Annotated in this window: 26 protein-coding genes; 10 read left to right on the top strand and 16 right to left on the bottom strand. The window is 72.4% G+C overall.

Going from position 1 to position 26209, the window contains the following annotated elements; translation table 11 throughout:
- Positions 1-275: 275 nt before the first annotated feature.
- Together ACZ7P3_RS07780 and ACZ7P3_RS07775 are read right to left on the bottom strand one after the other, a co-directional pair.
- Positions 276-1307 (bottom strand): zinc-dependent alcohol dehydrogenase, encoded by a 1032-nt coding sequence (locus ACZ7P3_RS07780; protein WP_472079716.1) that lies wholly within the window; start codon positions 1305-1307, stop codon positions 276-278.
- The gene (locus tag ACZ7P3_RS07775) at positions 1304-2461 is read right to left on the bottom strand and encodes a mandelate racemase/muconate lactonizing enzyme family protein (RefSeq protein WP_472079715.1); all 1158 of its coding nucleotides are present in this window, start codon (positions 2459-2461) and stop codon (positions 1304-1306) included. Before ACZ7P3_RS07775 ends, ACZ7P3_RS07780 begins: the two co-directional genes overlap by 4 nt.
- 201 nt (positions 2462-2662) lie before the next feature.
- Between ACZ7P3_RS07775 and ACZ7P3_RS07770 the strand changes: the two genes are divergently transcribed.
- Both ACZ7P3_RS07770 and ACZ7P3_RS07765 read left to right on the top strand, forming a co-directional pair.
- Complete coding sequence (locus ACZ7P3_RS07770; RefSeq protein ID WP_472079713.1) at positions 2663-3736, top strand: SCO2400 family protein; 1074 nt, start codon at positions 2663-2665, stop codon at positions 3734-3736.
- Positions 3737-3996: 260 nt separating this feature from the next.
- Positions 3997-5157 (top strand): serine hydrolase domain-containing protein, encoded by a 1161-nt coding sequence (locus ACZ7P3_RS07765; RefSeq protein WP_472079712.1) that lies wholly within the window; start codon positions 3997-3999, stop codon positions 5155-5157.
- Positions 5158-5293: 136 nt separating this feature from the next.
- On the opposite strand, the gene ACZ7P3_RS07760 is transcribed toward ACZ7P3_RS07765, so the two are convergent.
- Together ACZ7P3_RS07760 and ACZ7P3_RS07755 are read right to left on the bottom strand one after the other, a co-directional pair.
- Positions 5294-5713 (bottom strand): organic hydroperoxide resistance protein, encoded by a 420-nt coding sequence (locus ACZ7P3_RS07760; protein WP_472079711.1) that lies wholly within the window; start codon positions 5711-5713, stop codon positions 5294-5296.
- A 106-nt stretch (positions 5714-5819) separates the two neighbouring features.
- Positions 5820-6818 carry an NADP-dependent oxidoreductase gene (locus tag ACZ7P3_RS07755; protein WP_472079710.1) on the bottom strand — a complete coding sequence of 333 codons (999 nt, stop codon included), beginning with the start codon at positions 6816-6818 and terminating at the stop codon, positions 5820-5822.
- A gap of 90 nt (positions 6819-6908) precedes the next feature.
- Here ACZ7P3_RS07755 and ACZ7P3_RS07750 point away from each other — a divergent pair, with 90 nt between their 5' ends.
- Together ACZ7P3_RS07750 and ACZ7P3_RS07745 are read left to right on the top strand one after the other, a co-directional pair.
- Complete coding sequence (locus ACZ7P3_RS07750) at positions 6909-7346, top strand: MarR family winged helix-turn-helix transcriptional regulator (protein ID WP_472079708.1); 438 nt, start codon at positions 6909-6911, stop codon at positions 7344-7346.
- 31 nt (positions 7347-7377) lie between these two features.
- Positions 7378-8214, top strand: coding sequence for an EI24 domain-containing protein (locus ACZ7P3_RS07745; protein ID WP_472079706.1), 837 nt, complete (start codon positions 7378-7380; stop codon positions 8212-8214).
- Here ACZ7P3_RS07745 and ACZ7P3_RS07740 read toward each other — a convergent pair.
- Positions 8204-9460, bottom strand: coding sequence for a pyroglutamyl-peptidase I (locus ACZ7P3_RS07740; protein WP_472079704.1), 1257 nt, complete (start codon positions 9458-9460; stop codon positions 8204-8206). The two genes, ACZ7P3_RS07745 and ACZ7P3_RS07740, sit on opposite strands and share 11 nt — an antisense overlap.
- 75 nt (positions 9461-9535) lie before the next feature.
- The gene (locus ACZ7P3_RS07735) at positions 9536-10492 is read right to left on the bottom strand and encodes a LysR family transcriptional regulator (RefSeq protein WP_472079702.1); all 957 of its coding nucleotides are present in this window, start codon (positions 10490-10492) and stop codon (positions 9536-9538) included.
- Between the two features lie 49 nt (positions 10493-10541).
- Between ACZ7P3_RS07735 and ACZ7P3_RS07730 the strand changes: the two genes are divergently transcribed.
- Positions 10542-10931 (top strand): RidA family protein, encoded by a 390-nt coding sequence (locus tag ACZ7P3_RS07730; protein WP_472079700.1) that lies wholly within the window; start codon positions 10542-10544, stop codon positions 10929-10931.
- A 79-nt stretch (positions 10932-11010) separates the two neighbouring features.
- Here ACZ7P3_RS07730 and ACZ7P3_RS07725 read toward each other — a convergent pair whose 3' ends face one another.
- Positions 11011-11592, bottom strand: coding sequence for a TetR/AcrR family transcriptional regulator (locus ACZ7P3_RS07725; RefSeq protein WP_472079698.1), 582 nt, complete (start codon positions 11590-11592; stop codon positions 11011-11013).
- A 102-nt stretch (positions 11593-11694) separates the two neighbouring features.
- On the opposite strand from ACZ7P3_RS07725, the gene ACZ7P3_RS07720 reads away from it, so the two are divergent.
- Entirely contained in the window at positions 11695-14133 is a 2439-nt protein-coding gene (locus ACZ7P3_RS07720) for a beta-glucosidase H (RefSeq protein WP_472079696.1), read from the top strand.
- 133 nt (positions 14134-14266) lie between these two features.
- Positions 14267-15301, top strand: a complete 1035-nt coding sequence (locus ACZ7P3_RS07715) for a hypothetical protein (RefSeq protein WP_472079694.1) — start codon at positions 14267-14269, stop codon at positions 15299-15301.
- Between the two features lie 182 nt (positions 15302-15483).
- Here the strand turns inward: ACZ7P3_RS07715 and ACZ7P3_RS07710 are convergent, their stop codons facing one another.
- A complete protein-coding gene (locus ACZ7P3_RS07710; RefSeq protein ID WP_472079692.1) occupies positions 15484-16377 on the bottom strand; it encodes an SGNH/GDSL hydrolase family protein in 894 nt (297 codons plus the stop codon).
- A 256-nt stretch (positions 16378-16633) separates the two neighbouring features.
- Between ACZ7P3_RS07710 and ACZ7P3_RS07705 the strand changes: the two genes are divergently transcribed.
- Positions 16634-17128 (top strand): DUF3145 domain-containing protein, encoded by a 495-nt coding sequence (locus tag ACZ7P3_RS07705; RefSeq protein ID WP_359062974.1) that lies wholly within the window; start codon positions 16634-16636, stop codon positions 17126-17128.
- Between the two features lie 131 nt (positions 17129-17259).
- Here ACZ7P3_RS07705 and fabF read toward each other — a convergent pair whose 3' ends face one another.
- The 5 genes from fabF to ACZ7P3_RS07680 form a co-directional block, all read right to left on the bottom strand.
- Positions 17260-18522 (bottom strand): beta-ketoacyl-ACP synthase II, encoded by a 1263-nt coding sequence (fabF, locus tag ACZ7P3_RS07700; RefSeq protein ID WP_472079690.1) that lies wholly within the window; start codon positions 18520-18522, stop codon positions 17260-17262.
- Between the two features lie 85 nt (positions 18523-18607).
- A complete protein-coding gene (locus ACZ7P3_RS07695) occupies positions 18608-18856 on the bottom strand; it encodes an acyl carrier protein (RefSeq protein ID WP_472079688.1) in 249 nt (82 codons plus the stop codon).
- Between the two features lie 105 nt (positions 18857-18961).
- Complete coding sequence (locus ACZ7P3_RS07690) at positions 18962-19993, bottom strand: beta-ketoacyl-ACP synthase 3 (protein WP_472079686.1); 1032 nt, start codon at positions 19991-19993, stop codon at positions 18962-18964.
- Positions 19994-20010: 17 nt separating this feature from the next.
- Positions 20011-20949, bottom strand: a complete 939-nt coding sequence (locus ACZ7P3_RS07685; RefSeq protein WP_472079684.1) for an ACP S-malonyltransferase — start codon at positions 20947-20949, stop codon at positions 20011-20013.
- Between the two features lie 89 nt (positions 20950-21038).
- On the bottom strand, positions 21039-22244 hold the full coding sequence (locus ACZ7P3_RS07680; protein ID WP_472079682.1) for a PucR family transcriptional regulator: 1206 nt from the start codon (positions 22242-22244) through the stop codon (positions 21039-21041).
- A 73-nt stretch (positions 22245-22317) separates the two neighbouring features.
- Between ACZ7P3_RS07680 and ACZ7P3_RS07675 the strand changes: the two genes are divergently transcribed.
- Complete coding sequence (locus tag ACZ7P3_RS07675) at positions 22318-22971, top strand: pirin family protein (protein WP_472080305.1); 654 nt, start codon at positions 22318-22320, stop codon at positions 22969-22971.
- A 330-nt stretch (positions 22972-23301) separates the two neighbouring features.
- On the opposite strand, the gene ACZ7P3_RS07670 is transcribed toward ACZ7P3_RS07675, so the two are convergent.
- A complete protein-coding gene (locus ACZ7P3_RS07670; RefSeq protein ID WP_472079680.1) occupies positions 23302-24123 on the bottom strand; it encodes a serine hydrolase domain-containing protein in 822 nt (273 codons plus the stop codon).
- Positions 24124-24140: 17 nt separating this feature from the next.
- On the bottom strand, positions 24141-24611 hold the full coding sequence (locus tag ACZ7P3_RS07665; protein WP_472079679.1) for a GNAT family N-acetyltransferase: 471 nt from the start codon (positions 24609-24611) through the stop codon (positions 24141-24143).
- A gap of 95 nt (positions 24612-24706) precedes the next feature.
- On the opposite strand from ACZ7P3_RS07665, the gene ACZ7P3_RS07660 reads away from it, so the two are divergent.
- Positions 24707-25162 carry a MerR family transcriptional regulator gene (locus tag ACZ7P3_RS07660; protein ID WP_472079677.1) on the top strand — a complete coding sequence of 152 codons (456 nt, stop codon included), beginning with the start codon at positions 24707-24709 and terminating at the stop codon, positions 25160-25162.
- Positions 25163-25301: 139 nt separating this feature from the next.
- Here the strand turns inward: ACZ7P3_RS07660 and ACZ7P3_RS07655 are convergent, their stop codons facing one another.
- A complete protein-coding gene (locus ACZ7P3_RS07655) occupies positions 25302-26156 on the bottom strand; it encodes a DUF4429 domain-containing protein (protein ID WP_472079675.1) in 855 nt (284 codons plus the stop codon).
- Positions 26157-26209: the final 53 nt, after the last annotated feature.

Below are 26209 nucleotides of genomic sequence, written 5' to 3'. Positions count from 1 at the left end.
CTGAGTACGGGAAGGGCCTGGCTCCGGGGACGGAAGGGGCTTGGCTACGGGGACGGGCGCGGCCTGGCGCCGGGGACGGAAGAGGTTTGGCTGCGGGGGCGGAAGGGGCTTGGCTGCTGGGACGGAAGGGGCTTGGCTGCGGGTACAGAAGGGGCTCGGCTCCGCGTGCGGAAGGGGCTCGGCTGCACGTACGGAAGGGGCCTGGCGTCGCGGTGTGCGAGAGGTCCGGCGCCGGGCACGGAAGGTGCCTCGGTGGTACGCCGGCCGGGGCGCCGTCAGGTCACGCCCCGGCCGGCGTACGGCTGGGGACGGAGCAGCACCTTGCCCACCTTCGGATCGCCGGCCCCCACCAGCTCGATGGCGCGCGGGAACTCGGTCAGCGGCAGCTCGTGCGTGACCAGCGGCAGCGGGTCCAGCAGTCCCGCGGCGAACACCCGCACGGTGTGCGCCCAGGCGCCCGGCGGCGCCCCGAAGACCGTGTGCACCTCCAGCTGTCGTACGACCAGGTCCGTCGGGTCGAGCCCGTCCGCGCCCGGCGCGGGGATACCGGTCAGGACCAGCCGTCCGCCGCGCCTGAGCAGGGCGGCGGCGGTGCGCGCGGCGGACGCGGAGCCGGCGGTCTCGATCACCACGTCGAAGCCGTCGGGCAGTTCCCGGTCCCTGAGCCGGAAACCGGTGGCCCCGAACCGCCGGGAGAGCGCCTCCCGCTCGCCGCTGGTGCCCACCACCAGCAGCTCCGCCGGCGAGTTCGCCTTCAGGAACTGCACGGCGAACATGCCGAGGGTGCCCGTTCCGACCACCGCGACCCGCTCGCCCGGCCGCGCGCCCGCCTTCAGCGCGGCGGCCGCGACGCAGGCGGCCGGCTCCAGCAGGGCGGCGGCGGTGAGATCGGCGTCGTCCGGCAGCGGATGCAGCAGCCGGGCGGGCAGCGTGAGGGTGGCGGCCATGGCGCCCGGCCGGGTGAATCCGGTCTCCTCGTACCCCGCGCTGCACAGTGTGGTCTCGCCCGCGTGGCAGCGGTCGCACACCTGGCAGTTGCGGAAGCCCTCGCCGACCACCTTGCGTCCGACGAGGCCCGCGGGCACGCCCGGGCCCACCGTGCGCACCGTCCCCGACCACTCGTGGCCGGGTGTGAGCGGGTAGCGGACGTACCCCTCGGGGCGGTTGCCCCCGTACACCTCGCGGTCGCTGCCGCAGATACCCACCGCGTGCACGTCCACCAGCGCCTCGCCGGGACCGGGATCCCGGGGCGTGTGCTCCTCGATCCGGTGCACGCCCGGCGCCTCGACCAGAACCTGGGAACTCACTTCGCGCCCCTCGGCCTGCGCTGCTCCCAGCCGTCGGCCCACAGGTCGAACCGGGCCTTCTGCTGCGGGAACTCGGCGGCCGCGTCGGTGTCCAGCTCGACGCCGAGGCCGGGCGCGTCGGAGAGGTGGAAGTACCCGTCGACGACCTCGGGGGCACCCCTGACCACCTTCTTGATCTCCGCGTCCGCGAAGTCGTTGAAGTGTTCGAGGATCTTGAAGTTCGGCGTGCTGAAGCCGATCTGGAGGGAGGCGGCGGTGAGCACGGACCCGCCCACGTTGTGCGGGGCGACCAGCAGGTAGTGGGTCTCGGCGGTGGCGGCGAGCTTCCGGGTCTCCCAGATGCCGCCCAGGTGGCCCACGTCGGGTTGGAGGATGTCGGCGGCCTGGCTCTCCAGCAGCTCGCGGAACTCGATGCGGTCGTGGATCCGCTCGCCGGTGGCGACCGGGATGTCCACCTTGGCGGCGACCTTCTCCAGCGCCTTCAGGTTCTCCGGCGGCACCGGCTCCTCCAGCCAGGCCGGCTTGAAGGGGGCCATCTCCCCGGCCAGCCGGACGGCGGTGGCGGGGGAGAAGCGGCCGTGCATCTCCAGCATCAGCTCGGTGTCGGGTCCGATGGCGTCGCGCACCGCCTCGATGAGGGAGACGGCGTACAGGGTCTCGTCGTGGTCCAGCTCCAGGCGTCCGGTGCCGAAGGGGTCGATCTTCAGGGCGCGGTAGCCGCGCTCGACCACCCCCTGGGCGGCCTTGTGGTAGGCCTCGGGCGTTCGCTCGGTCGTGTACCACCCGTTGGCGTACGCCTTGACCCTGTCCGTCACCCTGCCGCCCAGCAACTGCCAGACGGGAACGCCCAGGGCCTTGCCCTTGATGTCCCAGCACGCCATCTCGACGACGGCGATGCCGGACATGACGATCTCGCCGGCCCGGCCGTAGTCGCCGTACTTCATACGGCGTACGAGGTCCTCCACGGCGAACGGGTCGGATCCCAGGATGTGATGGGCCTCGGCCTCCCGCAGATAGCCGATCAGCGCGTCGGTGCGACCCAGCATCCGGGTCTCGCCGACTCCCGTGATGCCCTCGTCGGTGTGCACCTGGACGTAGGTCAGGTTGCGCCACGGAGTCCCGACCACGTGTGTGCTGATTCCGGTGATGCGCACAGCAGTTGCCCCTCAGCTGTTCGAGATTTCGTCACACGTTCGAAATGTTGGCGTGACAGTAAGGATGGTGCGGCAGGGGTGTCAATGGGGCGAACGGGTAACGGTTTCGACAAGGCTTTCGACAACGTTTTCGGTCCCGCACGAAACCTTCACAAGGGCGCCTAGGAACGTGACCGACGGGGAATCTAGTCTTCCGGCGTCATGGACTTCTGCCACCCGTGCCAACGGCACCTCAACGGCGCCCTGGCCTGCCCGGGGTGCGGCGCGCCGGCGCGGTCCGTCGCCGCGCACGCGGACGCGCCCGTCGCACACGGATATGCGGGCACGGTGGCGGCTCCGTACGGACAACAGGCCGCCACCGGCCCGTCCGGCGACCCGTACGCCGGCCACACGGGCCTGTCCGGCGGAACCGCCTACTACGCCCCGCAGCCGACCGACGGGTTCGCGGGCTACGACCCCCACCCGGACCACGACGGCTACGCCGACCGTGACGGTTACGCCGACCGTGACGACTACGCCGACCACGCCGGATACGCCGACCGTGACGGCTACGCGGACCACGATGGCTACGCGGACGACGCCGACCACGCGGACCACGACGACCACGCGGACGCGGACGGTGCCGCCGACCGGCACGGTCACGAGCCCGGCACGGACGAGCCCGGCGGCCGGGCCGCCCGGCGCCAGTCGCGGGGCCGCGGCGGTGCCCCCGGCCCGGAGGAGGACGTCGACGGCCCCGTCGCCCCCGACGCCAGCCGCCGTGACCGCAAGGCGGCCGCGCACCGCCGCCGCCGGCGCCGCACCGTGCTGATCACCGCCGGCTTCGTCCTGGCGGCCGGCGGTCTCAGCCTCGCCGAACTCGGCATGGACGCCCCCTTCTCCGGCAACAAGCCGGCGGCGACCGGGGACGCCTCGGTGGACGGCGGCACCTCGTCCGCCTCCCCTGACCGTACGGCCGCCCCCCTGGACGCCACCTCGGGCGGCACGGACGGCCCGGGCGCCTCCGCCTCCCCGGACGCGTCGGCCTCCGCCTCCGCCTCCGAGTCCCCGAAGGACAAGGTCTCCGCTTCCCCGTCCGCCAAGGACACCGGCAACGCCGAGCAGTCCGCCACGACGGGCTCGGGACCGGGCTCGGGTTCGGGCGCCTCGGCCCCCACCGCGCCGACGACGTCCGGGCCGACGTCCACTCCGACCTCGGACCCGACGACCTCGGACCCGACTCCGCAGCCGTCGCCGACGAAGACGTGCAACCGGTTCCTGTGGTGGTGCACGTAAGGGCGCAGCCGGGTCGCCGTGAAGCGTTCCGGGCGGGCTGACCGGCCCGCCCGAGCCGGTCGTGCGCGCCTCCGCCCCCCGCGTGCCCCCGTACCACCCCGTGCACCCCGCCATTCGGGGTATCGGTGACACCGACCCGCCGGTGGGGCGGTTGAGTCGAACAGGCACACCTCGCCGTACCGATCTCGGGAACGCCCGGCGGCGGAAGGGGCGTTGTGCACAGAGGGAGCAGCGGGCAGCGGCTCGGTTGAGGAGAGCGGATGACGCAGGGGATCACCGTCCACGGCACGGTCGGCGAGGGCTTCGAAACGGTGCGCGAGGAGTTCGCCGCCTTCGTCGCGGAGGAACGGCACGACTACGAGGGACAGGTGTGTGCCTACGTCCACGGCCGGAAGGTCGTCGACCTGTGGGCGGGCGAGGGCGTCGACGGGGACTCGCTGTACGGCGTGTTCTCGTCCACCAAGGGCGCCGCCCACCTCGTGGTGGCCCTGCTGGTGCAGGACGGCACGCTGGAGCTGGACCGTAAAGTCACCTACTACTGGCCGGAGTTCGGTGCCGAGGGCAAGGGTGCGCTGACCCTGCGCGACCTGCTCGCGCACCGTGCGGGGCTGATCGGCACCGACGCCGGCTTCGGCCCGGCGGAGCTGGCCGACGACCGGGCGATGGCCGAACGCCTCGCCGACCAGCGGCCGTTCTGGCGCCCCGGGACCGCCTTCGGCTACCACGCCCTGGTGATCGGAGCGCTGACCGGCGAGATCGTCCGGCGGGCGACGGGCCGCACGCTCCAGGAGCTGTACGAGGAGCGGGTCCGTGCCCCGTACGGCCTGGACTTCTTCCTCGGTCTGCCGCTCTCCGGGGAGCCGCGCTTCCGCAGTACCCAGCCGATGCTGCCGACGGCCGAGCAGGCCGAGCTGCTGGCCGCGCAGCCGTCCGGACCGCACACGCTCGCGTCCATCGCCTTCAACCGGCACGCGGCCGAGCCGACCGCGCTGGAGTCGCTGCCGAACGACCGCGCGGTCCGCGCCAAGGGTCCCGCCTCGGTGGGCGGCGTCGCCTCGGCGCGCGGGCTGGCCGCGATGTACGCGGCGGCGATCAGCGAGGTACGCGGCAAGGCACCGCTGCTGAAGGGGGACACGGTCGCCGAGTTCGGCCAGCCGCATTCCGTCGGGTACGACCTCGTGGCCCGCGACCACAGATCGTTCGGGCTCGGCTTCCAGGCCACGGCCGACGTGCGGCACCCCTTCCTCGGCGCGGGTGCGATCGGCCACAGCGGTGCGGGCGGCTCCCAGGCCTTCGCCGACCCGCGCAGCGGCCTGGCCTACGGCTACACCCGGCGCAGGTTCGCGTTCCCGGGGGGCGCGGCCGAGGAGAACGACAGACTGGTGCAAGCGGTGCACAGGGCGGCGCTGGCAACGCCCTAGGCGCGCAGGGGGCTGCGCGAGCGCCCCCCGACGGCCCGCCCTCGGGACCGGACCGCACCTCGCCGGGGCGACCGACGCAAAAGCAGCCGCACCCCACGTCCAAGGATGCGGCTGCCGTTGTACGCAACGACGGTGCTCAGGCCAGCGTCACGGTGATGTTGCCCCGGGTCGCCTTCGAGTAGGGGCACACCTGGTGCGCCTTCTCTATCAGCTCCCGCGCGGCGGCCTCGCCGACGGCCGGGATGTTCGCGGAGATCTCCACGATGATCCCGAAGCCGTCGTCGTTCTTTCCGATCCCGACCTTCGCGGTGACGGTCGAGCCGGAGACGTCGACGCCCTCCTGGCGGGCGACGACGCCCAGCGCGCCCTGGAAGCAGGCGCTGTACCCGGCGGCGAACAGCTGCTCGGGGTTGGTGCCGGCGCCGCTGCCGCCCATTTCCTTGGGCGGGTTCACGACGACGTCGAGCTTGCCGTCGTCGGTGGCGACGCGTCCGTCGCGGCCGTTCTCCGCGGTGGCGACGGCGGTGTACAGGACGTCGGATTGCTGGATGGCCATGCCGGTGTCTTCCTCCTCGGTCCGCCGCGACTCGCGCCCACGATCGACGGCAGATTTCGGAAAGAAGTTACCGCATGCCGGAAAGCCGGCAGAAGTCCTGGACCGGTCAGAGCTTGACGATCATCTTCCCGGTGTTGTCGCCGCGCAGGACCCCGAGGAACGCCTCCAGGGTGTTCTCCACGCCCTCGACGACCGTCTCGCGGTACTTCAGCGCGCCCGAGGCGACCCAGGGGCCGACCTCCTGGACGAACTGAGGCTGCAGGTCGTAGTGGTCGCCGACCAGGAAGCCCTCCATGCGGCCGCGGGTCTGGATCAGCCGGGCGAGGTTCCTCGGGCCGGGGGCGGGCTCGGTGTTGTTGTAGACCGAGATCATGCCGCAGATCGCGATCCGGCCGCCCTGGTTGAGCGAGCCCACGGCCGCCTCCAGGTGGTCGCCGCCCACGTTGTCGAAGTACACGTCGATGCCGTCGGGGGCGGCCTCGCGCAGCTGCTCGCCCACCGGCCCGTTCTTGTAGTTGAACGCGGCGTCGAAGCCGTACTCCTCCACCAGGAGCTTGACCTTCTCGTCGGACCCGGCCGAGCCGATGACCCGGGAGGCGCCCTTGAGCTTGGCGATCTGTCCGACCTGGCTGCCCACGGCACCCGCGGCGCCGGAGACGAACACCACGTCGCCCTCCTTGAAGGAGGCGGTGCGCAGCAGCCCCGCGTAGGCGGTCAGGCCGGTCATGCCGAGCACGCCGAGGTACGTCGACAGCGGCGCGGCCGCGGGGTCGACCTTGACGGCGTGCTGCGCGTCCAGGGCCGCGTACTCGCGCCAGCCGAAGAAGTGCAGCACGTGGTCGCCGACCGCGATGCCCTCGGCGTTGGACTCGACGACCTCGCCGACCGCTCCGCCCTGCATGACCTTGCCCAGCTCGTACGGGGCGGCGTACGACTTCGCGGCACTCATTCGGCCGCGCATGTACGGGTCCACGGAGAGGTACTTGTTCCGTACCAGCACCTGACCCTCGCCGATGGCCGGGACGGGCGCCTCGACGAGGCCGAAGTCGCCGGGCTCGGGCCAGCCGACCGGGCGGCTGAGCAGGTGCCATTCGCGGTTGATCATGACGGTGCCTTTCCAGATTTACTTCAGTACCTGAAACAACCATGCTCCTGAATATTTCAGGATGTCAAGTAACGCGGTATTCTGGAGAGCATGTCCACTCCAGAGAAGACCCGCCGTCCCGACGCCCTGACCATGGAGGTCGTCGAGCTGATCGGTGATGTCGTGGCCCGCTTCTACGCGGACTACGAGCTCGCGGCGGGCCGGCACGCGCTGACCGGCCCGCAGGCGCGCCTGCTCAGCCTGCTGTCGCTGGAGCCGCTGCCGATGCGCAAACTGGCGCAGAAGCTGAAGTGCGAGCCGTCGAACGTGACCGGGATCGTGGACCGGCTGGAGGTCCGTGACCTGGTCGAGCGCCGCCCCGACCCCGCCGACCGCCGGGTGAAGCTGGCCGTCGCCACCGACGAGGGCCTCAGGGTCGCCCGCGATCTGCGCGAGGGCCTGCGCTTCGCCCGCGAACCGCTGGCCGGCCTCTCCGAAGAGGAGCGCGGCTCCCTCCGGGACCTGCTGCGGCGGATGCTCGACGCCTGAGGCACCTGCGGCTCGCAGTAAGGTCTTCGCCATGCGCGATCTCGGGGCGGGCTTCGGATATCTCCTGAAGGGCCAGCGGTGGGTGGGCCGGCACGGCCGTCGGTACGGCTTCGGCCTGCTGCCCGGGCTGATCACGCTGGTCCTGTACACGGCGGCGCTGGTCGCGCTCGCGGTGTGGGGCGAGGACGCCGTCTCCTGGGCGACCCCGTTCGCGGACCACTGGGCGAGTCCCTGGCGGGGCCTGTTCCGCGGCTTGCTCACCGCCGTCCTCTTCGCCCTCGGCCTGCTCCTGGCCGTGCTCACCTTCACGGCCGTGACCCTGCTGGTCGGCCAGCCCTTCTACGAGAACCTGTCGGAGAAGGTCGACGCCGACGTCTCGCCCGACGGCACGGCGCCGCAGTCCGGCCTGCCGCTCTGGCGCGAGCTGTGGATCTCCGCCCGCGACAGCCTGCGCATCCTCGTCCGGGCCTGTCTGTGGGGCGTGCTGCTCTTCGCCCTCGGCCTGCTGCCCTTCGTCGGCCAGACGGCCGTCCCGGTGATCGGCTTCTTCGTCACCGGGTTCTTCCTCACCGAGGAACTGACCGCCGTGGCCCTGCAGCGCCGCGGTGTCGAACTCCGTGTCCGCCTGGCCCTGCTCCGCTCCCGCAAAAGCCTGGTCTGGGGCTTCGGCACCCCCCTCGGGCTGGCCTTCCTGGTCCCCTTCGTCGCGGTGTTCCTGATGCCGGGCGCGGTCGCGGGCGCCACCCTCCTCGCCCGTGACCTGCTGGGCGAGGAGAACGCGACGCAGGAGGAGTCCGGGGACGCGGAGTCCGGGGACGCGGAGTCCGGGGACGCGGTGTCCGGGGACGCGGTGCGGGTCACTTCCTGAACGCGGCCCCGGCCGCCACCGTCACGATCGCCCGCAGCTGGCCGATGATGTCGAGCCGGTTGCGCACGAACTCGGGGTCGGTCACCGTCCCCGTCGCCGGATCGGTGTTGTCCGCCGCGAACTGCAGGACGGGTGTGTGCACATGGCCGCCCGGCAGGGTGTCGTGCAGGCCGAGCCGGTCCCGCAGCAGGGTCGCGCGGTAGGCGATCTCGTTGGAGAGGTAGTCGCCGCCGCCCCCGGCCCGGGCCGTGGAACCGGGGGTCGGGCCGTCGGGCCGTACGACCGGGTCGGTGCCTCCCGCCGGGATCTCGGTCACCTCCGTGTGGTCGTACACGGGGAACCGGCCCGTGTGCGCGGCCGTGATCGCGGCGTACGGCAGGGTCGTCGCCGTCCACTGGGGCTGTGTGGCCGGATCCGTGACGGGCACGGTCCCGGTGCGGGAGACGTCGTCGTTGTCGGGGAAGCCGCCCCGCCAGGCCCCGTTGGTGCGCTCGACGTCGAAGCGCCCGATCCGGCCCTGGCTCACCGTGGTGAACAGATCGACCCGGGGCAGGTACGGCCGCAGTGTCCGTTCGACGGTGCCGTCCGCGAAGTCCTGCCAGCGCACGGGGAACACGGCCGTCTCGACGCGGGCGGGACCCTCGGCCGTCTCGACGACCGTGCCGTCGAGCGCGAGCGCGCTCGCCCCGGACGGGTTGGAGATGCGGATGTCCCGGTCCAGGGTGAACGGGTCGAATCCGGTGAGCAGGATGCGCCTGAGGTGCGGCTGCCGGGGGTAGCGGAGGTCGGTCCCGCCGCGCGAGCTGCGTTCCAGATCGTCCAGCAGGGCCGAACGCCGGGTGCCGGTGAGCGCGAACCCCGGCTCCCAGGTGCGTACTTCCCGGGTCATCCCGAGCCGCGCCCAGTACAGCGGCCGGTCGTCGTCCCGGCTGAGGTCGCCGCCGGCGGGCCCCCGTCCCTGCGCCCGGTCCACGGCCCGCCGCCACAGCGCCGAGCCTTCGTGCACGACGATGCGGCGGGCCTGCGCGTAGGAGCGGGCGCCCGCCAGCTCGCGGGTGAACTCCGGGGCCACGTCGGCGAATCCGGAGCGCGCGAGGATCTCCTGCGGAACGGCCCGGTCGAGCCGCTGTTCCTCGGCGGTGGGGGAGAGGGCCGCCGGGACGGCGGTGGCCGCCGTCGCGGGTGCCGACAGGCCGGCCAGCAGGGCCGTGCCGAGCACGGCGGCCCGTATGCGCAGGGAGGTCAAGGGAGTTCGGGTCCTTCCGTCGCTGTGGGGTGCGTGGTGCGGGGGACGGCGGAAGTATCGCGTGGGCGCGGTGGTCTACGCCATGGTGCGAACAAGCCGTGCCGCCTCCTCGCGCAGCACCGCGAGGAACGCCCGCACCGCCGGCGACGGCGTCCGCCCCCGCACGGTCGCCGCGTACACCGCCCGCGCCGGAGCCTGCTCGTCGCGCACCGGGAGCAGCACGACGTCCGGGCGCACCGACCCGGCGGCCAGCCCCGGCACCAGGGTCACGCCGAGGCCCGCGGCCACATAGCCCTGCTTGGCGGTCCATTCGGCGACCACATGGGCCACGCGCGGCCGGAACCCCTCCCGCGAGGCCGCGTCCAGCAGGGTGCCCTCGGGCCGCGCGCTGCCGGAGATCCAGTCGGCGTCGGCGAACCGGGCGAGCCGCACGCCGTGCGCGCCGGCCAGCGGATGGGCGGCGGGGACGGCGACGTAGAGGGGCTCGTCCAGCAGATGGTGCAGGTCGTAGGCGTCCAGCGGGCCGCGGCCCGTCGTGGAGACCACGGCGAGGTCCAGCTGCCCGGCGGCCAGCCGGTCCAGCAGGCCGGGCGTGAGCCCCTCCTCGCGCTCGACCCGGACGGCGGGGTGCCGGGTCCGGAAGGCGGCCAGAGCGTGCGGGACGAGGGCCGCGTCCGCCGTGGCGAACGCCCCGAACCGCAGCCGCCCGCCCGCCGCTTCCCGCAGCGCCGCAAGGTCGCGGACGGCGCCGTGCAGTGACTCGGTGACCGCCTCCGCGTACGGCACCAGCGCCCGGCCCGCCTCCGTCAGCCGCACCCCGCGCGGCAGCCGGTCGAACAGCGGCCCGCCGTCGAGCACCGACTCCAGCGAGGCCACCTGCCGGGACACCGCCGACTGGGTCCAGCCCAGTGCCCGCGCGGCCGTCGTGAACGAGCCGGTGCGGGCCACCTCCAGGAAGGCGCGCAGCCAGACGGTGGACAGGTCGGGGACGGCGCGGGTTCGCTGCTGATGCGGGATGCGCATGGCAGCCATGCTAGACAATCGCTTGTCGCATGGAGAGGCTCCGCCTAGCGTCGACGGCATGCAGATCACGATAGGCAGCCCCGCCTCGGCGCCCCAGCCGCTCAGTCCCTACTACTCCCAGGTCGCCCGGGTCGAACACGCCGACGGCAGCGCCCTGTTGTACCTCTCCGGGCAGATCGCCGAGGGCGCCACCCTCGCCGAGCAGACCAGGGGTGTCTTCGAGGCGATCGACGCGCTGCTCCGGGCACACGGCGCGACCCTCGCGGACGTCATCAACATCCGCACCTGCCTCACCGACATCAGCGAACTCGACCAGTACGGTGCCGTACGGCGCCAGTTCCTCACCGGGACCCCGCCGACGAGCATGACCTTCGAGGTGCCGCGCCTCTTCAGACCCGAGGCGAAGGTGGAGATCGAGATCGTGGCGGCGGTGCCGGCCGGCAGGTGACACTGCCACCCACGCCCACGCCCGGGACCACGCCTGCACCCGGGACCAGGGCCGGGGCCGGGTCCGGGGCCGGTGGCCCTCAGCCCACCGGCTCGCCCAGCAGTCGCAGGAAGTCGCGGAACGCGCCCGGCATGTCGACCGACTCCGGGTCCAGCAGCCACTGGTACTGCAGGCCGTCCATCACCGCGGTCAGGAGCGGGGCGGTGCGCTCGGGGGTGAGCCCGTTGGGCAGCAGGTCGCCGTACTCGGCGCGCAGCGCGTCCGTCATGGTCTCGCGGACCTGGGCGTAGCGCTCGGTGAAGTAGGCGCGGGCCGGGTGCCCTTCCGTCACGCTCTCGCCGAGCAGTGCCGAGAAGGTCTGGACGATGGCGGGGCGCATCGCGTTGTACTCGACCAGCGAGGCCAGCAGATCGACCCGCCACCGGGTGTCCGGCACCGCGTCCCACCGGTCCCGCTCCTGGAGCACCGCCACCAGCAGGGCGTCCTTCGTCGGGAAGTAGTGCAGCAGCCCCTGCTGGGTAAGCCCGACCCGTTCGGCCACGGCGGCCAGGCTCGCCCCCCGGTAGCCGCGCGCCGCGATCACCTCCAGGGCCGCCCCGACGATCTCCGCGCGCCGCTCCTCGCTCCTCACCCTCGCGTTCATGACGTCACCGTACGGCATCGCCGGCCAAAATATAACGGCAGAATAACAACACCTACCGCTCTACAGGGAGCGGATGCAGGATGAGAGGGATCCAAGGGACTTCAGCGAGGAGGCACCGCCGTGGCGGAGACAGACAAGGCGCGCACAGACGAGGCCCGCGAGGCGGTCGTGGCGGCGGCCCTCGGGCGGCTCGATCTCGACGCCAAGGCACGGCTGCTGGCCGGGCAGGACATGTGGACCCTGCCCGCCCTGCCGGAGATCGGCCTGGGGTCCCTGGTCATGTCCGACGGCCCGATCGGCGTGCGGGGCGTGCGCTGGACCGCGGACGACCCCTCCGTCGCCCTGCCCTCGCCGACCGCGCTCGCCGCCACCTGGGACCCCGCGCTCGCCCGCCGGGCCGGCCGGCTGCTCGCCCAGGAGGCCCGCCGCAAGGGTGTCCACGTCCTGCTCGCGCCCACCGTCAACCTGCACCGCTCACCGCTCGGCGGCCGCCACTTCGAGTGCTACAGCGAGGACCCGTACCTCACCGGCGCCATCGGCACCGGCTATGTGACCGGCGTCCAGTCCGGCGGAGTCGGCACCACCGTCAAGCACTTCGTCGCCAACGACGCCGAGACCGACCGCTTCACCGTGAACAACCTGGTCCCCGAACGGGCCCTGCGCGAGCTGTACCTGGCCCCCTTCGAGGCGATCGTCGAGAACGCCCGCCCCTGGGGCATCATGACCGCCTACAACAAGGTCAACGGCACGACGATGACCGAGCACCACCACCTGGTCAACGAGGTCCTGCGGGGCGAGTGGGGCTTCGACGGCTTCAACGTCTCCGACTGGATGGCCGCCCGGGACACCGTCGGCGCCATCGAAGGCGGCCTCGACGTCGCCATGCCCGGCCCGCAGACCGTCTACGGCGAGGCCCTCGCCCGGGCGGTCCGCGACGGCGAGGTGGCCGAGGCCACCGTCGACGCCGCCGTACGCCGGGTGCTGCGCCTGGCGGCCCGCGTCGGCATCCTGGACGGCGCCGAACCCGTCGTCACCGAGCCGCCCGCGCCCCTCGACGGCGAGGCCCTGGCCCGCGAGATCGCCCGCCGCTCCTTCGTCCTCGTCCGCAACGAACGCGGCGCACTCCCGCTGAAGCCGGGCACGGTGGCCCTGATCGGCGCCGCCGCCCGTGACGCCCGCGTGCTCGGCGGCGGCTCCGCCACCGTCTTCCCGGCCCGGATCGTCTCGCCGCTGGACGGCCTCACCGCCGCCCTCCCCGACGGCACCCTCAGCTACGCGGTCGGCGCCGACCCGACCACCGAACTGGCCCTCGCCGACCAGGGCTTCACCCTGCGCGCCGTGTGCCGGGCCGCCGACGGCACCGTCATCGGCACCCGCTCCGCACCGGGCGGCCAGATCCAGTGGATGGGCTCCGACCTCCCCGACGGCGTCACCCACGACCGGCTGCACACCGTCGAACTGACCGGCACCTTCACCCCGCGCGAGTCCGGCCCGCACGTCTTCGGCATCAAGGGCATGGGCGCCTTCACACTCACCGTCGACGGGACGACGTACTACGACGACGTCCAGCGCCCCGAGAGCGAGGACCCCTTCGAGACCCTCTTCGCCGCCCCCGCCCCCCGCGCCCGGGCCGAACTCACCGCGGGCGAACCGGTCGACGTCCGCCTCACCCACGTCGTCCAGTTCCCCGAGAACATCCCCATGAAGGTCATCACCTTCGCCCTCGCCCACTCCGCCCCCCAGCGCGACGCCGACGAGCTGATCGCCGAGGCCGTCGAGGCCGCCCGCGCCGCCGACACGGCCGTCGTCATGGTCGCCACCACCGACCGCGTCGAGTCCGAGGGCTTCGACCGCGCCGACCTCCGCCTCCCCGGCCGTCAGGACGACCTGGTCCGCGCCGTCGCCGCCGCCAACCCGAACACCATCGTGGTCGTCAACTCCGGCTCCCCGGTCGAACTGCCCTGGCGGGACGAGGTCGCCGCCGTCCTGCTCGGCTGGTTCCCCGGACAGGAGGGCGGAGCCGCCCTCGCCGACGTACTGACCGGCGCCCACGAGCCCGGCGGCCGGCTCCCCACCACCTGGGGCTCCCTCGGCGACGCCCCGGTCCGCGAGGTCGCCCCCGCCCGGGGAGAACTGCCCTACACCGAGGGCGTCTTCATCGGCTACCGCGCCTGGGAGCGGGCCGGGCGCACCCCGTCGTACCCCTTCGGGCACGGCCTCGGCTACACCGACTGGGCCTACGAGTCCCTGGAGCTGGACGGCACCACCGCGCGCATCCGCCTCCGCAACACCGGCGACCGGGCCGGCCGCGAGGTCGTCCAGATCTATGTCGCCCCGGCCGAGCCCGCCGCCGAACGCCCGGCCCGCTGGCTGGCCGCGTTCGCCGGCGCGGAGGCCGGGCCCGGCGAGAGCGTCGAGGTGAGCGTCGAACTGCCCCGGCGCACCTTCGAGGTCTGGGACGAGACGGCGAAGTCATGGGCGTTTGTGAAGGGTTCGTACGAGATCACCGCGAGCCGCTCGATCGCCGACCACAGGCTGACGGCGCCGATTAACGTCTGATCCGGGACAAGTCCCCCTCGAACAGCCCCGGTCCGGGACCTGACCCCTGGACCGGGGCTCATGACGTCCGGACGGGTGTGGCAGACTCCCGGGCCGCGCACACCGCGGAAAACGGGCACGGGGAAGAGACACGATGCATCCAGGGCAGCAACCACAGCAGCCGGGACCGTACGGACAACAGGCGGGACAGCCGGGAGCGTACGGGCAGCAGCCGGGAGCGTACGGACAACAGGCCGGACAGCCGGGAGCGTACGGGCAGCAGCCGCACTATCAGCAGCCCCAGTACCAGCAGCCCCAGTACCAGCAGCCGTACGCGCCCCAGCAGCCCCAGCAGCCGTACCCGCCGCAGCAAGCCCAGGCCCAGCAGCCGTACCCGCCCCACCAGGCCCAGCAGCCGTACCCGCCCCACCCGTACAACCCCCACCAGCAGCCGGCCGCGAACCAGCCGCCGCCGGCCGGCCGGCACCTCGGCGAGGGCCGGATGCGGCTGGACCCCAGCCTCACCCCCGACCAGCGCGACCTGGCACTGAAGATCCAGCAGAAGGCCAAGCCCATGGCGTACGGCCTCGTGCTCGGCATCCCGCTCACCTTCGGCGGCGTCCACTACGGCCTCACCCACAGCCCCGTCGGCTTCGCCGGCGCGGTCGCCGGACTGGCCCTGCTCGCCTTCGGCGTCCTCTCGCTGCTGCGGATGCAGGCCCTCAAACGGCAGCTGCGGCTGATCACCCCGGACGCCTGGCGCTCCCCGGCCGCACATCTGCCCGGCGCCCGCAAGGCCGCGACACAGGCCGCCTACCTCAACGGCCTGCTCGTCCTGCTGTCCCTCGCCGCGACCGGCTATCTGCTCCACAAGGGCGCCGGCTGGGGCGCGTACGGCAACTCCTTCGGCTTCGGGGCGCTGGTGCTCGCCGCGTCCCTGCCGTTCGGCATGGCCCTGGCCGCCGCGACCACGATCCCGCAGCTGCTCCAGGTGATCCCGGCCGGCGCGAAGGTCGGCCGGAGCCTGTACTCGATCATCTTCGTGCTGGCCACGACCGTGACCGGCGAGGGCATCAAGGGCGGCACACTGCCCCCGATCGTGGCGGGCGGCAGCACGCTGCTGATCTGCGGCGGCGCGATGGCCCTGCTGGGCAAGGCGGCCAAGCGGATGCGCGGCGAGACCGGCTAGCCGCGCGCGCAGGGCCTCACGGACCGGCGGGTCACGGCCGCTCCACGGTGGCTCTGCGGTGGCTCACGGACCGGCGGTCACGGCCGCTCTACGGTGGCCCGCATGCTGGCGCTCACGGCGGCTCCGCGGTGGCTCACGATCCGGCGCTCACGGCCGCTCCGCGGTGGTTCACGATCCGGCGGTCACGGCCGCTCCGCGGTGACCGTGCGGTAGGCGATCTCGGCGAGTCTCGCCTGGCCGTTGCGGCTCGGGTGGAACCAGTCCCAGTGGCTGAGCTGTTCCGTGTCGAAGCGGTAGTCGTAGACGGCGTTGCCGTCGAAGCGGCAGCGGCGGTCCTTGGCGCACACGTCCTTCAGCACCGTGTTGTAGGCCTCCACCCGCTTCTGCACCTTGTCCCGGCGCACGGCGGCCGCGCTGGTGAGGTCGTCCGCGTCGCGCAGCATCGACGGGCAGATCCCCAGCTTCCACACCTGCTTGCCCAGCGGATTCTCCCGGCCCTCGGACCACAGCCGCTTCAGGTTCGGCACGCTCGACACGTACACCTGCGTCTTCGGCAGCGCCGAGCGCAGGGTGCTCATCGCCTCCTCGAAGTCCGCGCGGAAGCCGGCCACCGAGGTCATCGCCCGCGCCGACGAGCGGCAGGCGTCGTTGGCACCGACCATCACCGTGACCAGCTCGGGGCTTCGGGCGGCCGCCTGCGCCATCTGCTCCGGCAGGTCGGCCACCCGGGCGCCGGTCACCGCGAAGTTCCAGCTGTGCTCCGCCGCCCCCGTCACCCCGAGCAGCCGCACCGCCAGGCTGTCCACCTTGGCGTCACTGCCCGTCGCCCACGACACCTCGGGACAGTCGGAGAGCACCGAGCACGCGTCGAACCCGCGGGTGATGGAGTCGCCCACCGCGGCGACCGAGTCCGGGCTGCGGTTCCACACCGGCGCGGGCCTGGCCGCCGACCGCGACGCGCCCGCGCCGGAGTCCGTGCCGCCGCCCCCGCCGAAGGCGTCACAGCCCGCCGTCGCCAGGATGGCCGTCACCACCATGGCAAGGGCGGCTCGTGCACCGTGCCTTCGCTTCCGCATCCCTGGTGATCCCCTCGTTCGACGGTGCACTGCTCCCTCCCATAACAACGCGCGGGAGTTCCCGCCCCGGCTCGATGGAACGGCTCACACCCGTACAAGCGTCCCCATGGGTGAATGGCAGGGGTTTCCTGGCACCAGGACCGACGGTACGTCACCCTCCTTGCGCCGCCGCAGGGTAGCCTCGCCATCAACGCGGCCGTCGTGCCACTGCCGCCCAGCCAGTCCGCAAGATGTCCCGCTCTGCCCGGAGGTTCCGGTGACGACACGTGGAGTTCTGTACGTGCACTCCGCGCCGCGCGCGCTGTGCCCGCACGTTGAGTGGGCCGTCGCCGGGGTGCTCGGCACGCGCGTCAGCCTGGACTGGATCCGACAGCCCGCGGCCCCGGGCACCTGGCGCTCGGAGTTCTCCTGGCAGGGCGAGGTCGGTACGGCCTCCAAGCTCGCCTCCGCCCTGCGCGGCTGGCACCTGCTGCGCTTCGAGGTCACCGCGGAGCCCTGTCCCACCGCCGAGGGCGAGCGCTACAGCTGCACCCCCGACCTGGGCATCTTCCACGCCGTCACCGGCATCCACGGCGACATCCTCATCCCCGAGGACCGGCTGCGCGCGGCCCTGCTCCGCAGCCGGCGCGGCGAGACCGACCTGGAAGCCGAGTTGTCCAAGCTGCTGGGCAAGCCGTGGGACGACGAACTGGAGCCGTTCAGGTACGCGGGCGAGGGCGCCCCGGTGCGCTGGCTGCACCAGGTGGTGTAGCCGACCTGAACGGGCACGGGGAACGGCGCGGCGGGCCCGGGACGACCCGCGCCCGGCGACCGGAAGAGGCACCGGACGGCGAATGGCCCGGCCTCCCTCACAGGAGACCGGGCCATTCGGCGTCACAGGACTCAGATCGTCCGGAACGCCAGCACCACGTTGTGCCCGCCGAAGCCGAACGAGTCGTTCAGCACGGCGATCCGGCCCTCGGGCAGCTGACGGGCCTCACCGACCACCACGTCCGCGTTGACCTCGGGGTCGAGGTTCTCCAGGTTGATGGTCGGCGGAGCCGTACGGTTCACCAGCGCCAGGATCGACGCGACGGTCTCGATGCCGCCGGCACCACCCAGCAGATGACCCGTCATCGACTTGGTGGCCGAGATGGCCATGTGGTCGACGTCGTCCCCGAACACCTTGCGCAGCGCCTTGATCTCGGCGACGTCACCCTGCGGGGTCGACGTGGCGTGCGCGTTCACGTGCACGATCTCGGCCGGCTTCAGGTCGGTGTTGTCCAGCAGGTTCTGCAGCGCGTGCGCGATGCCGTTGCCGGACGGCTCGGGCTGCGTGATGTGGTGGCTGTCGGCGGAGATGCCCTGGCCGACCGCCTCGACGTAGATCCGGGCGCCGCGGGCCTTCGCGTGCTCCTCGGACTCCAGGACGATGGCACCGGCGCCCTCGCCGAGCACGAAGCCGTTGCGATCGGCGTCGTAGGGACGCGAGGCGCCCTGCGGGTCGTCGTTGTTCTTGGACATCGCCATCATGTTGCCGAACGCGGCGATCGGCAGCGGGTGGATGGCGGCCTCGGTACCACCGGCCACGACCACGTCCGCACGCCCGGTGCGGATCATCTCGATCGCGTACCCGATGGCCTCCGCGCCCGAGGCGCAGGCCGAGACCGGGGTGTGCACACCGGCGCGGGCACCCAGCTCGATACCGACGTTGGCCGCCGGGGAGTTGGGCATCAGCATCGGCACGGTGTGCGGGGAGACCCGGCGTACGCCCTTCTCCCTGAGTACGTCGTACTGGTCCAGGAGCGTGGTCACACCGCCGATGCCGGAGGCGATGACCGCACCCAGACGGTCGGGGTTCACGGACGGGTCCTCACCGGCCTTGGCGGTGAAACCGGCGTCCTTCCAGGCTTCCTGAGCGGCGATCAGCGCGAACTGCGCCGACCGGTCCAGCTTGCGGGCCTGCGGGCGGGGCAGGATCTCGCCCGGCTCGACGGCGATCTGCGCGGCGATGCGGACGGGCAGCTCGGCCGCCCAGTCCTGCTCCAGGAGACGGACGCCGGACGTGCCGGCGACGAGGGCCTCCCAGAACGAAGCTGCGTCGCCACCCAGCGGTGTGGTTGCGCCGATACCGGTGACGACCACGGTGCGATTGGTCGGGCTCACGGGAATTCTTTCTCCAACGGATGCGGGAATCTACGGCGCCACCGCCGGGTGGCGGGGCCTTGCAGCCTCAGGCCTGAGGGGTGGATCAGGCCTGGTGCTTGAGGATGTAGTCGGTGGCGTCACCGACGGTCTTCAGGTTCTTGACGTCGTCGTCCGGGATCTTCACGTCGAAGCGCTCCTCGGCGGCGACGACGACCTCGACCATGGACAGCGAGTCGACGTCCAGGTCGTCGGTGAAGGACTTGTCCAGCTGGACGTCCTCGGTGGGGATCCCGGCGATCTCGTTCACGATCTCGGCGAGACCGGCGACGATCTCTTCCTGAGTGGCGGCCATGTCAGGCGCTCCTTCTTGATTTCCAGACGGTATTACGGCGCCCGCCGCGACAGCGGCAGGGGTGGTACGACGTCCGCACCGGATCGCAGACCCGGCACGGAGTGCCTAGGGGAGGGTAACGACCGTGGCGGCGTAGACGAGACCCGCCCCGAATCCGATGACGAGTGCGGTGTCGCCGCTCTTCGCCTCGCCGGTCGCCAGGAGCCGCTCCATCGCGAGCGGGATCGAGGCGGCCGAGGTGTTGCCGGTGGTGCGGATGTCACGGGCGACCATGACATGCTCCGGCAGCTTCAGCGTCTTCACCATCGAGTCGATGATCCGCACGTTGGCCTGGTGCGGGATGAAGACGTCCAGGTCGTCCGGGCTGATTCCGGCCGCGTCCAGCGCCTGCTGGGCGACCTTCGCCATCTCGAACACGGCCCAGCGGAACACCGCCTGGCCCTCCTGCGTGATCGCAGGGAACTTGACGTTGCCCTCGCTGTCGACGGGCAGCTCGGACAGATCACCGATCCGGAACCGGTCCCACGAGACGGTCTGCTTGATGGTCTCGGACTTGTCGCCCTCGGAGCCCCACACGGTCGGGCCGATCGCCGGCTCCTTGGAGGGGCCGACCACGACCGCGCCGGCGCCGTCGCCGAACAGGAAGGCCGTCGCCCGGTCCTCCAGGTCGGTCAGGTCACTCAGCCGCTCCACGCCGATGACGAGCACGTACTCGGCGGACCCCTCCACCACCATGCCCTTGGCGAGGGTCAGGCCGTAGCCGAAGCCCGCGCAGCCGGCCGAGATGTCGAAGGCGGCGGCCTTGGCCGTGCCGAGCTTGTCGGCGATCTCGGTGGCGACGGCGGGGGTCTGGCTGAAGTGCGAAACGGTCGAGACGACGACGGCGCCGATCTGCTCGGCGTCGATGCCCGCGTCGGCGATGGCCTTGCCGGAGGCCTCGATGGCCATCGCGGCGACCGTCTCGTCGGGGCCCGCCCAGTGCCGGGTCTCGATGCCGGAGCGCGAACGGATCCACTCGTCGGACGAGTCGATCTTCTCGAGGATCACCTCGTTGGGCACGACGCGGGTCGGCCGGTAGCCGCCGACGCCGAGGATGCGCGCGTACGGGGCACCCTTGCTGGGCCTGATCTTCGACATGCTCTGGGGCTCCTTCGTCAGACGCCCGCCGCGTCAGCGGCAGGTGTCGACGCCTCGGCGATCAGCTCGCGGGCAGCGTCGAGGTCGTCGGGGGTCTTCAGCGCCAGCCGCCGGACGCCGGGCATGGCGCGCTTGGCCAGGTTGGTCAGCGTGCCGCCCGGGCACACCTCGATGAGCGCGGTGACACCCAGTCCCTGGAAGGTGTCCATGCACAGGTCCCAGCGCACGGGGCTGGCGACCTGGCCGACCAGCCGCTCAAGGACCTCGGCGCCGCTCGCGACGGTCCTGCCGTCCTTGTTGGAGACGTAGGTGACCTTCGGGTCGGCCGGTGCGACCTCCACGGCAGCCTTGGCCAGCGCCTCTACGGCGGGGGCCATGTGCTGGGTGTGGAAGGCGCCGGCGACCGCCAGCGGAACGACCTTGCGGACGCCCTCGGGCATGTCCTCGACCAGCGCGGCGATCTGCTCCCGCGTTCCGGCGGCGACGATCTGGCCCGCGCCGTTGATGTTCGCGGGGGTCAGGCCCAGCTTCTCCAGGTGCGGGAGAGTGACCTCGGGGTCGCCGCCGAGCAGCGCCGCCATACCGGTCTCGGTGATCGCGGCGGCGTCGGCCATGGCCAGACCCCGCTTGCGGACCAGGCCGAGCGCGGCGGCGTCGTCCAGCACCCCCGCGACCGCGGCGGCGGTGAACTCGCCGACGCTGTGGCCGGCGACGGCGCCCGGCGTGATGTCACCGAGTGCCGCGGCGGACAGGAGCCCGGCGGCGACCAGCAGCGGCTGCGCCACCGCGGTGTCCCGGATGGCGTCCGCGTCGGCCTGGGTGCCGTAGTGGATCAGGTCCAGTCCGATGGCGTCCGACCATGCGGCGACGCGGTCCGCGACACCGGGGAGGTCGAGCCAGGGGGTCAGGAAGCCGGGCGTCTGGGCGCCCTGGCCGGGAGCGACGAGTACGAGCACTCTCACACTCTCTCTTGGGGACGGTCATGGCCGCCCGTGGGGACAGGGACGAAGAACGCGGGGGGCTTTTGTGGGCACCCCACAAAAGCCTAGAGTTGGGGGTCTCCATCGGCCAGACGCCCCAGGATCAGCGCGATTCGCAGTGTGAACGCGGATCGTACATCCGACGGCGACCAGCCGGTGACGTCTGTCACACGTCGGAGCCGGTAGCGCACGGTGTTCGGGTGAACGAAGAGCATGCGGGCCGCGCCTTCGAGACTGCTCGCCTGCTCCAGGTAGACACTCAGGGTTTCCAGGAGCGCCGAGCCCGCCTCCTCCAGCGGTCTGTAGATCTCCTCCACCAACTGCTCGCGGGCGCTCGGATCGCCCGCCATGGCCCGCTCCGGCAGCAGATCGTCCGCCAGCACCGGCCGCGGTGCGTCCTGCCAGGCGGAACACGCCTTGAGCCCCGCGGCGGCGGCCTGCGCGGACCGGGTCGCGGCCAGCAGATCGGGGACGACGGGACCGGCGACGACCGGTCCGGCCGCGAACGGCCCGATCAGCGACTTGGCGACGGCGAGCGGGTTGGTGCTGCCACCGGCGATGACGACGAGCCGGTCCCCGAGCACGCCCGTGAGCACCTGGACCTTGGCATGGCGGGAGGCCCGCCGGATGGCCTCGACGGTCAGCTCGCTGTCCCCGTCGGGCGCGGTCCCGAGCACGACGCACACATGCTCCGGCGAGTTCCAGCCGAGCGCGGCGGCCCGGCTCACGGCGCCCTCGTCGGCCTCCCCGCTGAGCACGGCGTTGACGACCAGCGACTCCAGCCGTGCGTCCCAGGCACCGCGTGCCTCGGCTGCCTGGGCGTACACCTGGGCGGTGGCGAAGGCGATCTCGCGCGCGTACACGAGCAGGGCCTCGCGCAGCACGCGCTCGTCCCCGGGAGCCGCGACCTCGTCGATCGCGCTCTCCATGACCTCGATGGTGGTCCGCACCATCTCCACGGTCTGCCGCAGCGTGATGGCCCGGGTCAGCTCGCGCGGCGCCGTCCCGAAGACGTCCGTGGAGATCGCCTGGGGCGCGTCCGGGTACCGGAACCACTCGGTGAAGGCGGCGATGCCCGCCTGGGCCACGAGCCCGATCCAGGAACGGTTCTCCGGGGGCATGGCCCGGTACCACGACAGGGTCTCGTCCATGCGTGCGATGGCCTGCGCGGCGAGACTCCCGGAGGACTTCTCCAGCCGCTTCAGGGTCGCGGAGTGCGGGTGGACGTGCTGTGCTGCGGGTTCTCTGGGGTGGGATTCGGGTTCGGGCACGGGACAAGACTGCCTTATCCGGACGGGACCGTGCGCCGCCGGGTCAGGGGTGAGGTCTACGGTGGTGCCCGTGATGCACGTACGGCGCGCCGGCGAGCGCTATCGCGGAGGGGATCCACAGGCCGGGATCGACTCCCGCCACGCCTTTTCCTTCGGTCCGCACTACGACCCCGACAACCTGCGGTTCGGCGCGGTGATCGCCTGCAACGAGGAGCGGCTGGCGCCCGGGGCCGGTTTCGACGAACATCCGCACAGCCACACCGAGATCGTCACCTGGGTCGTCGAGGGCGAGCTGACCCACCGCGACTCCACGGGGCACGAGAGCCGGGTCCGCCCCGGGGACGTCCAGCACCTGAGCGCGGCCGCGGGCGTCCGTCACGTGGAACGCAACGACGCCTCGGTGCCGCTGACCTTCGTCCAGATGTGGCTGGCGCCGCTGAGCCCCGGCGGTGACCCGTCCTACGAGATCGTCCCGGGCATCGCCGACTCCACTCCGTACGCCGTCCCGGGCGCGGGCGCGATGCTCCACGTGCGCCGTCTGGCCGCGGGGGAGCGCACGGCGGTCCCGGACGCGGCGTACGTCTACGTGCACGTGACCCACGGAGAGGTGGGCCTGGCCGGGGAGACCCTGGGCCCGGGGGATTCCGCACGGATCACGGGGGCGCGGGGCCTGGAGGCGGTGGGGGGCACGGCGGCGGAGCTGCTGCTGTGGGAGATGGCGGGGTAGACCCGCTCACCCCGCGGCTCTCCGAGCAGGACTGCTCAGCCCCGCGGCTCTCCGAGCGGGTCCGTTCCGCCTCGCGGCTCTTCGAGCAGGTCCGCTCAGCCCGCGGCTCTTCGAGCAGGTCCGTTCACCCCGCGGCTCTTCGAGCAGGTCCGTTCACCCCGCGGCTCTTCGAGCAGGACTGCTCAGCCCCGCGGCTCTCCGAGCGGGTCCGTTCCGCCTCGCGGCTCTTCGAGCGGGCCCGTTCACCTCGCAGCTCTCCAGAGCGGGTCCGCTCAGCCCGCGGCTCTTCGAGCAGGTCCGCTCACCCCTCGGCTCTTCGAGCAGGACTGCTCAGCCCCGCAGCTCTCCGAGCACCGCGTCGGTGAAGGGCGGCCACGCCTCGCTCGCCCAGGGTCCGAACGCCCGGTCCGCGAGCGCGACGGCCGCGACCCCCGCGTCCGGGTCGATCCACAGGAACGTACCGGACTGCCCGAAGTGCCCGAACGTACGCGGCGACGACGAACTCCCCGTCCAGTGCGGCGACTTGGAGTCCCGGATCTCGAAGCCCAGCCCCCAGTCGTTCGGGTTCTGGTGACCGTAACCGGGCAGCACCCCCTTCGTCCCCGGGTACTGCACCGTCATCGCCTCGGCCACCGTCCGCGGATCCAGCAGCCGCGGCGCCTGCACCTCCGCCGCGAACCGCAGCAGGTCCTCCACCGTCGACACGCCGTCCTTCGCCGGCGAACCCTCCAGCGACGTCGAGGTCATCCCCAGCGGCTCCAGCACGCCCTGCCGCAGATACTCCGCGAACGGGATGTCCGTCGCCTTGGCGATGTGGTCCCCGAGCTGCTCGAAACCGGCGTTGGAGTACAGCCGCCGCTCCCCGGGAGGAGCCGTCACGCGGTGCTCGTCGAAGGCGAGCCCGGAGGTGTGCGCGAGCAGATGACGCACGGTCGCCCCGGGCGGTCCGGCCGGCTCGTCCAGCTCGACGGCACCCTCCTCGTACGCGAGGAGCGCCGCGTACGCCGCCAGCGGCTTGGTCACCGAGGCCAGCGCGAAGCGGTGCCCGGCGGGCCCGTGGGTCCCGAGGACGGTCCCGTCGGCCCGTACGACACCCGCGGCGGCGGTCGGGACGGGCCAGTTCTCGATCAGTGCGAGGCTCTTCAGCGACATGCCCCGAGCCTAGGCGCTCAGAGCCTGAGCTCCATCAAAGGGTCGGGCTTGGGCACGAAGCCGAGGTCGGCGTAGAGCGGCGCCGCCTCGGCGGACGCGGTGAGGTGGACGCGGTGGGCGCCGTGCTCGCGGAACCAGTCCAGCAGTGTGTCCATGCACGCGCGCGCATACCCGCGACGGCGCGTGCCCGGGTCGGTGGCGACGCTGAAGACGAACCCGACCGTCCCGGACGGATCGCCCGCCTTCCCGATCCGGTAGTCGACCGTCCCGGCCACCAGCGCGGCCAGCGCCCCCGGCCGCTCCGGGTGGTCCACCACGAAGGCCGCGAAGGTGCCGTCCGGCTCGTCCAGCCGGGCCCGCAGCCCGGGCAGGGACTCCCCGTGCCAGTCGGTGGAGCGGTCCGCGTCGGCCATCGAATCGATCATCACCTGGCGCAGGCGCAGTACTTCCGGCGCGTCCTCGGCCACGGCTCGGCGTACAAGATTCATGCCCGCACGCTAACGGTCGCGCCCCGGTCCGTCCCACGGAATTCTTACCGGTTCCGCTTGCTTGGAGTGCACTCCAAGGCCATAGCGTTGGGGGTATGACGGTGATGCAGACCACGCCAGCGGACACCGAGCAGGCCACCCGCGCCGACATCTGCTCCGCCCCACCCCGGCGCCATCCCCGCCCCGACGGCCAGGACCACTACACGATCAGCGAGGTCGTCGCCTTCACCGGCCTGACCGCGCACACGCTGCGCTGGTACGAGCGGATCGGGCTGATGCCGCACGTCGACCGCTCCCACACCGGCCAGCGCCGCTACACCAACCGCGACCTGGACTGGCTGGACTTCGTGAACAAGCTGCGCCTGACCGGCATGCCGGTGGCGGACATGGTCAGGTACGCGGAGCTGGTGCGGGAGGGCGAGCAGACCTACGGGGAGCGGCAGCAACTGCTGGAGTCGACCCGCCGCGACGTCCTGGCCAGGATCGCGGAGCTGCACGACACACTCGCCGTGCTGGACCGGAAGATCAGCTTCTACGCACGGGAGCAGTAGCGCGCCCCGAGGGGGGCGCGGGGAACTGCGCGCACAGCCGACGACCGGCCGCAGTCGCCCGTCCGCCACGTCCGGCAGACGCCGGAACTCGGCGGGCGCCGGATCCCGGCAGGCCGGGCGCTCGGCGGGCGCCGGATCGCTAGAGCTCGGCCAGCAACTCCGCCTTCTTGGAAGAGAACTCCTCGTCGGTCACCAGCCCCGCCTGATGCAGCTCCCCGAGGTGCCGGATCCGCTCGGCGATGTCGGCCGGGTCCCGCCGCGAAGGGGCCGGTACCACCGGTACCGGCCCTCGGGTGCGTACGGCCGCCAGCACGGCCGCCGCGAACGGCAGCGACTCGTGCACCGGCCCGTACCCCAGCCCGAAGACGACGGTCGCCGGATCCTGGTCGGGCTGCACGGACCGTGCCGGGTCGGCGGAGCGCCGCAGCAGCCGCAGATGCCCCTCGAAGACCTCGGGCGAGCGCCACTCCACCCCGCTGAGGTCGCTGACCGCGAAACTCTGGTCCCCGGCCTTCCACTTCGTCGAGGACGCCCCCGTCCAGGACCACCGGAACTGCACCGACGTCCCGTCGAAGGAGGCCTTCCCGTCGTACGCCTTGAACTGGAGAGGCGCCTCGGGCGCGGCCACCAGGTACCGGTCGGCGGGCCCTGAGCCGGACTCCGTCAGGAGTCCCTTCAGCTCGTCGGCGTAGTACTCGGCGAGCGTCGACCGCTCGGCCGGCACGACCAGCCGGTACGGGTCGGAGCCCTCACGCAGCTGCCCGGCCGCCGCCTCGGTCAGCGGATCCGCGCCTGGGCGCGGACGCAGCCGCAGGGCGACCGTGCCGCGCTTGCCCGTGGTGAGGGTCACCTCCTCCAGCGCGGACAGCGGGATCCGCCGCTCGCCCAGCGCCTGGAACAGCTTCGGTGTCCGAATCCCCCGTTCGTAACGGATGAGCACGGAGTCGGACTCGAACTCCCAGACGGCATGAAATCCCGCCAGTACGTCACCCATGCGGCTCATCGTATGCGGCACGTGCTCCTCCGTCGCCACCCGCGCAGACCGCA

The organism is Streptomyces sp. NPDC107581 (assembly GCF_055657175.1).
Note: the sequence above shows the minus strand (reverse complement) of the source record. Positions and strands in the feature narration are given on the sequence as shown.

Bases quoted from the DNA above. Each gene is read 5' to 3' on its own strand.
- ACZ7P3_RS07760 (WP_472079711.1), bottom strand. From the start codon at position 5,713: ATGGCCATCCAGCAATCCGACGTCCTGTACACCGCCGTCGCCACCGCG.
- ACZ7P3_RS07660 (WP_472079677.1), top strand. From the start codon at position 24,707: ATGACGGTGATGCAGACCACGCCAGCGGACACCGAGCAGGCCACCCGC.
- ACZ7P3_RS07765 (WP_472079712.1), top strand. From the start codon at position 3,997: ATGACGCAGGGGATCACCGTCCACGGCACGGTCGGCGAGGGCTTCGAA.
- ACZ7P3_RS07695 (WP_472079688.1), bottom strand. From the start codon at position 18,856: ATGGCCGCCACTCAGGAAGAGATCGTCGCCGGTCTCGCCGAGATCGTG.
- ACZ7P3_RS07670 (WP_472079680.1), bottom strand. From the start codon at position 24,123: ATGTCGCTGAAGAGCCTCGCACTGATCGAGAACTGGCCCGTCCCGACC.
- ACZ7P3_RS07675 (WP_472080305.1), top strand. From the start codon at position 22,318: ATGCACGTACGGCGCGCCGGCGAGCGCTATCGCGGAGGGGATCCACAG.
- ACZ7P3_RS07655 (WP_472079675.1), bottom strand. From the start codon at position 26,156: ATGGGTGACGTACTGGCGGGATTTCATGCCGTCTGGGAGTTCGAGTCC.
- ACZ7P3_RS07735 (WP_472079702.1), bottom strand. From the start codon at position 10,492: ATGGCTGCCATGCGCATCCCGCATCAGCAGCGAACCCGCGCCGTCCCC.
- ACZ7P3_RS07665 (WP_472079679.1), bottom strand. From the start codon at position 24,611: ATGAATCTTGTACGCCGAGCCGTGGCCGAGGACGCGCCGGAAGTACTG.
- ACZ7P3_RS07715 (WP_472079694.1), top strand. From the start codon at position 14,267: ATGCATCCAGGGCAGCAACCACAGCAGCCGGGACCGTACGGACAACAG.
- ACZ7P3_RS07710 (WP_472079692.1), bottom strand. From the start codon at position 16,377: ATGCGGAAGCGAAGGCACGGTGCACGAGCCGCCCTTGCCATGGTGGTG.
- ACZ7P3_RS07730 (WP_472079700.1), top strand. From the start codon at position 10,542: ATGCAGATCACGATAGGCAGCCCCGCCTCGGCGCCCCAGCCGCTCAGT.
- ACZ7P3_RS07750 (WP_472079708.1), top strand. From the start codon at position 6,909: ATGTCCACTCCAGAGAAGACCCGCCGTCCCGACGCCCTGACCATGGAG.
- ACZ7P3_RS07755 (WP_472079710.1), bottom strand. From the start codon at position 6,818: ATGATCAACCGCGAATGGCACCTGCTCAGCCGCCCGGTCGGCTGGCCC.
- ACZ7P3_RS07745 (WP_472079706.1), top strand. From the start codon at position 7,378: ATGCGCGATCTCGGGGCGGGCTTCGGATATCTCCTGAAGGGCCAGCGG.
- ACZ7P3_RS07770 (WP_472079713.1), top strand. From the start codon at position 2,663: ATGGACTTCTGCCACCCGTGCCAACGGCACCTCAACGGCGCCCTGGCC.
- ACZ7P3_RS07690 (WP_472079686.1), bottom strand. From the start codon at position 19,993: ATGTCGAAGATCAGGCCCAGCAAGGGTGCCCCGTACGCGCGCATCCTC.
- ACZ7P3_RS07725 (WP_472079698.1), bottom strand. From the start codon at position 11,592: ATGCCGTACGGTGACGTCATGAACGCGAGGGTGAGGAGCGAGGAGCGG.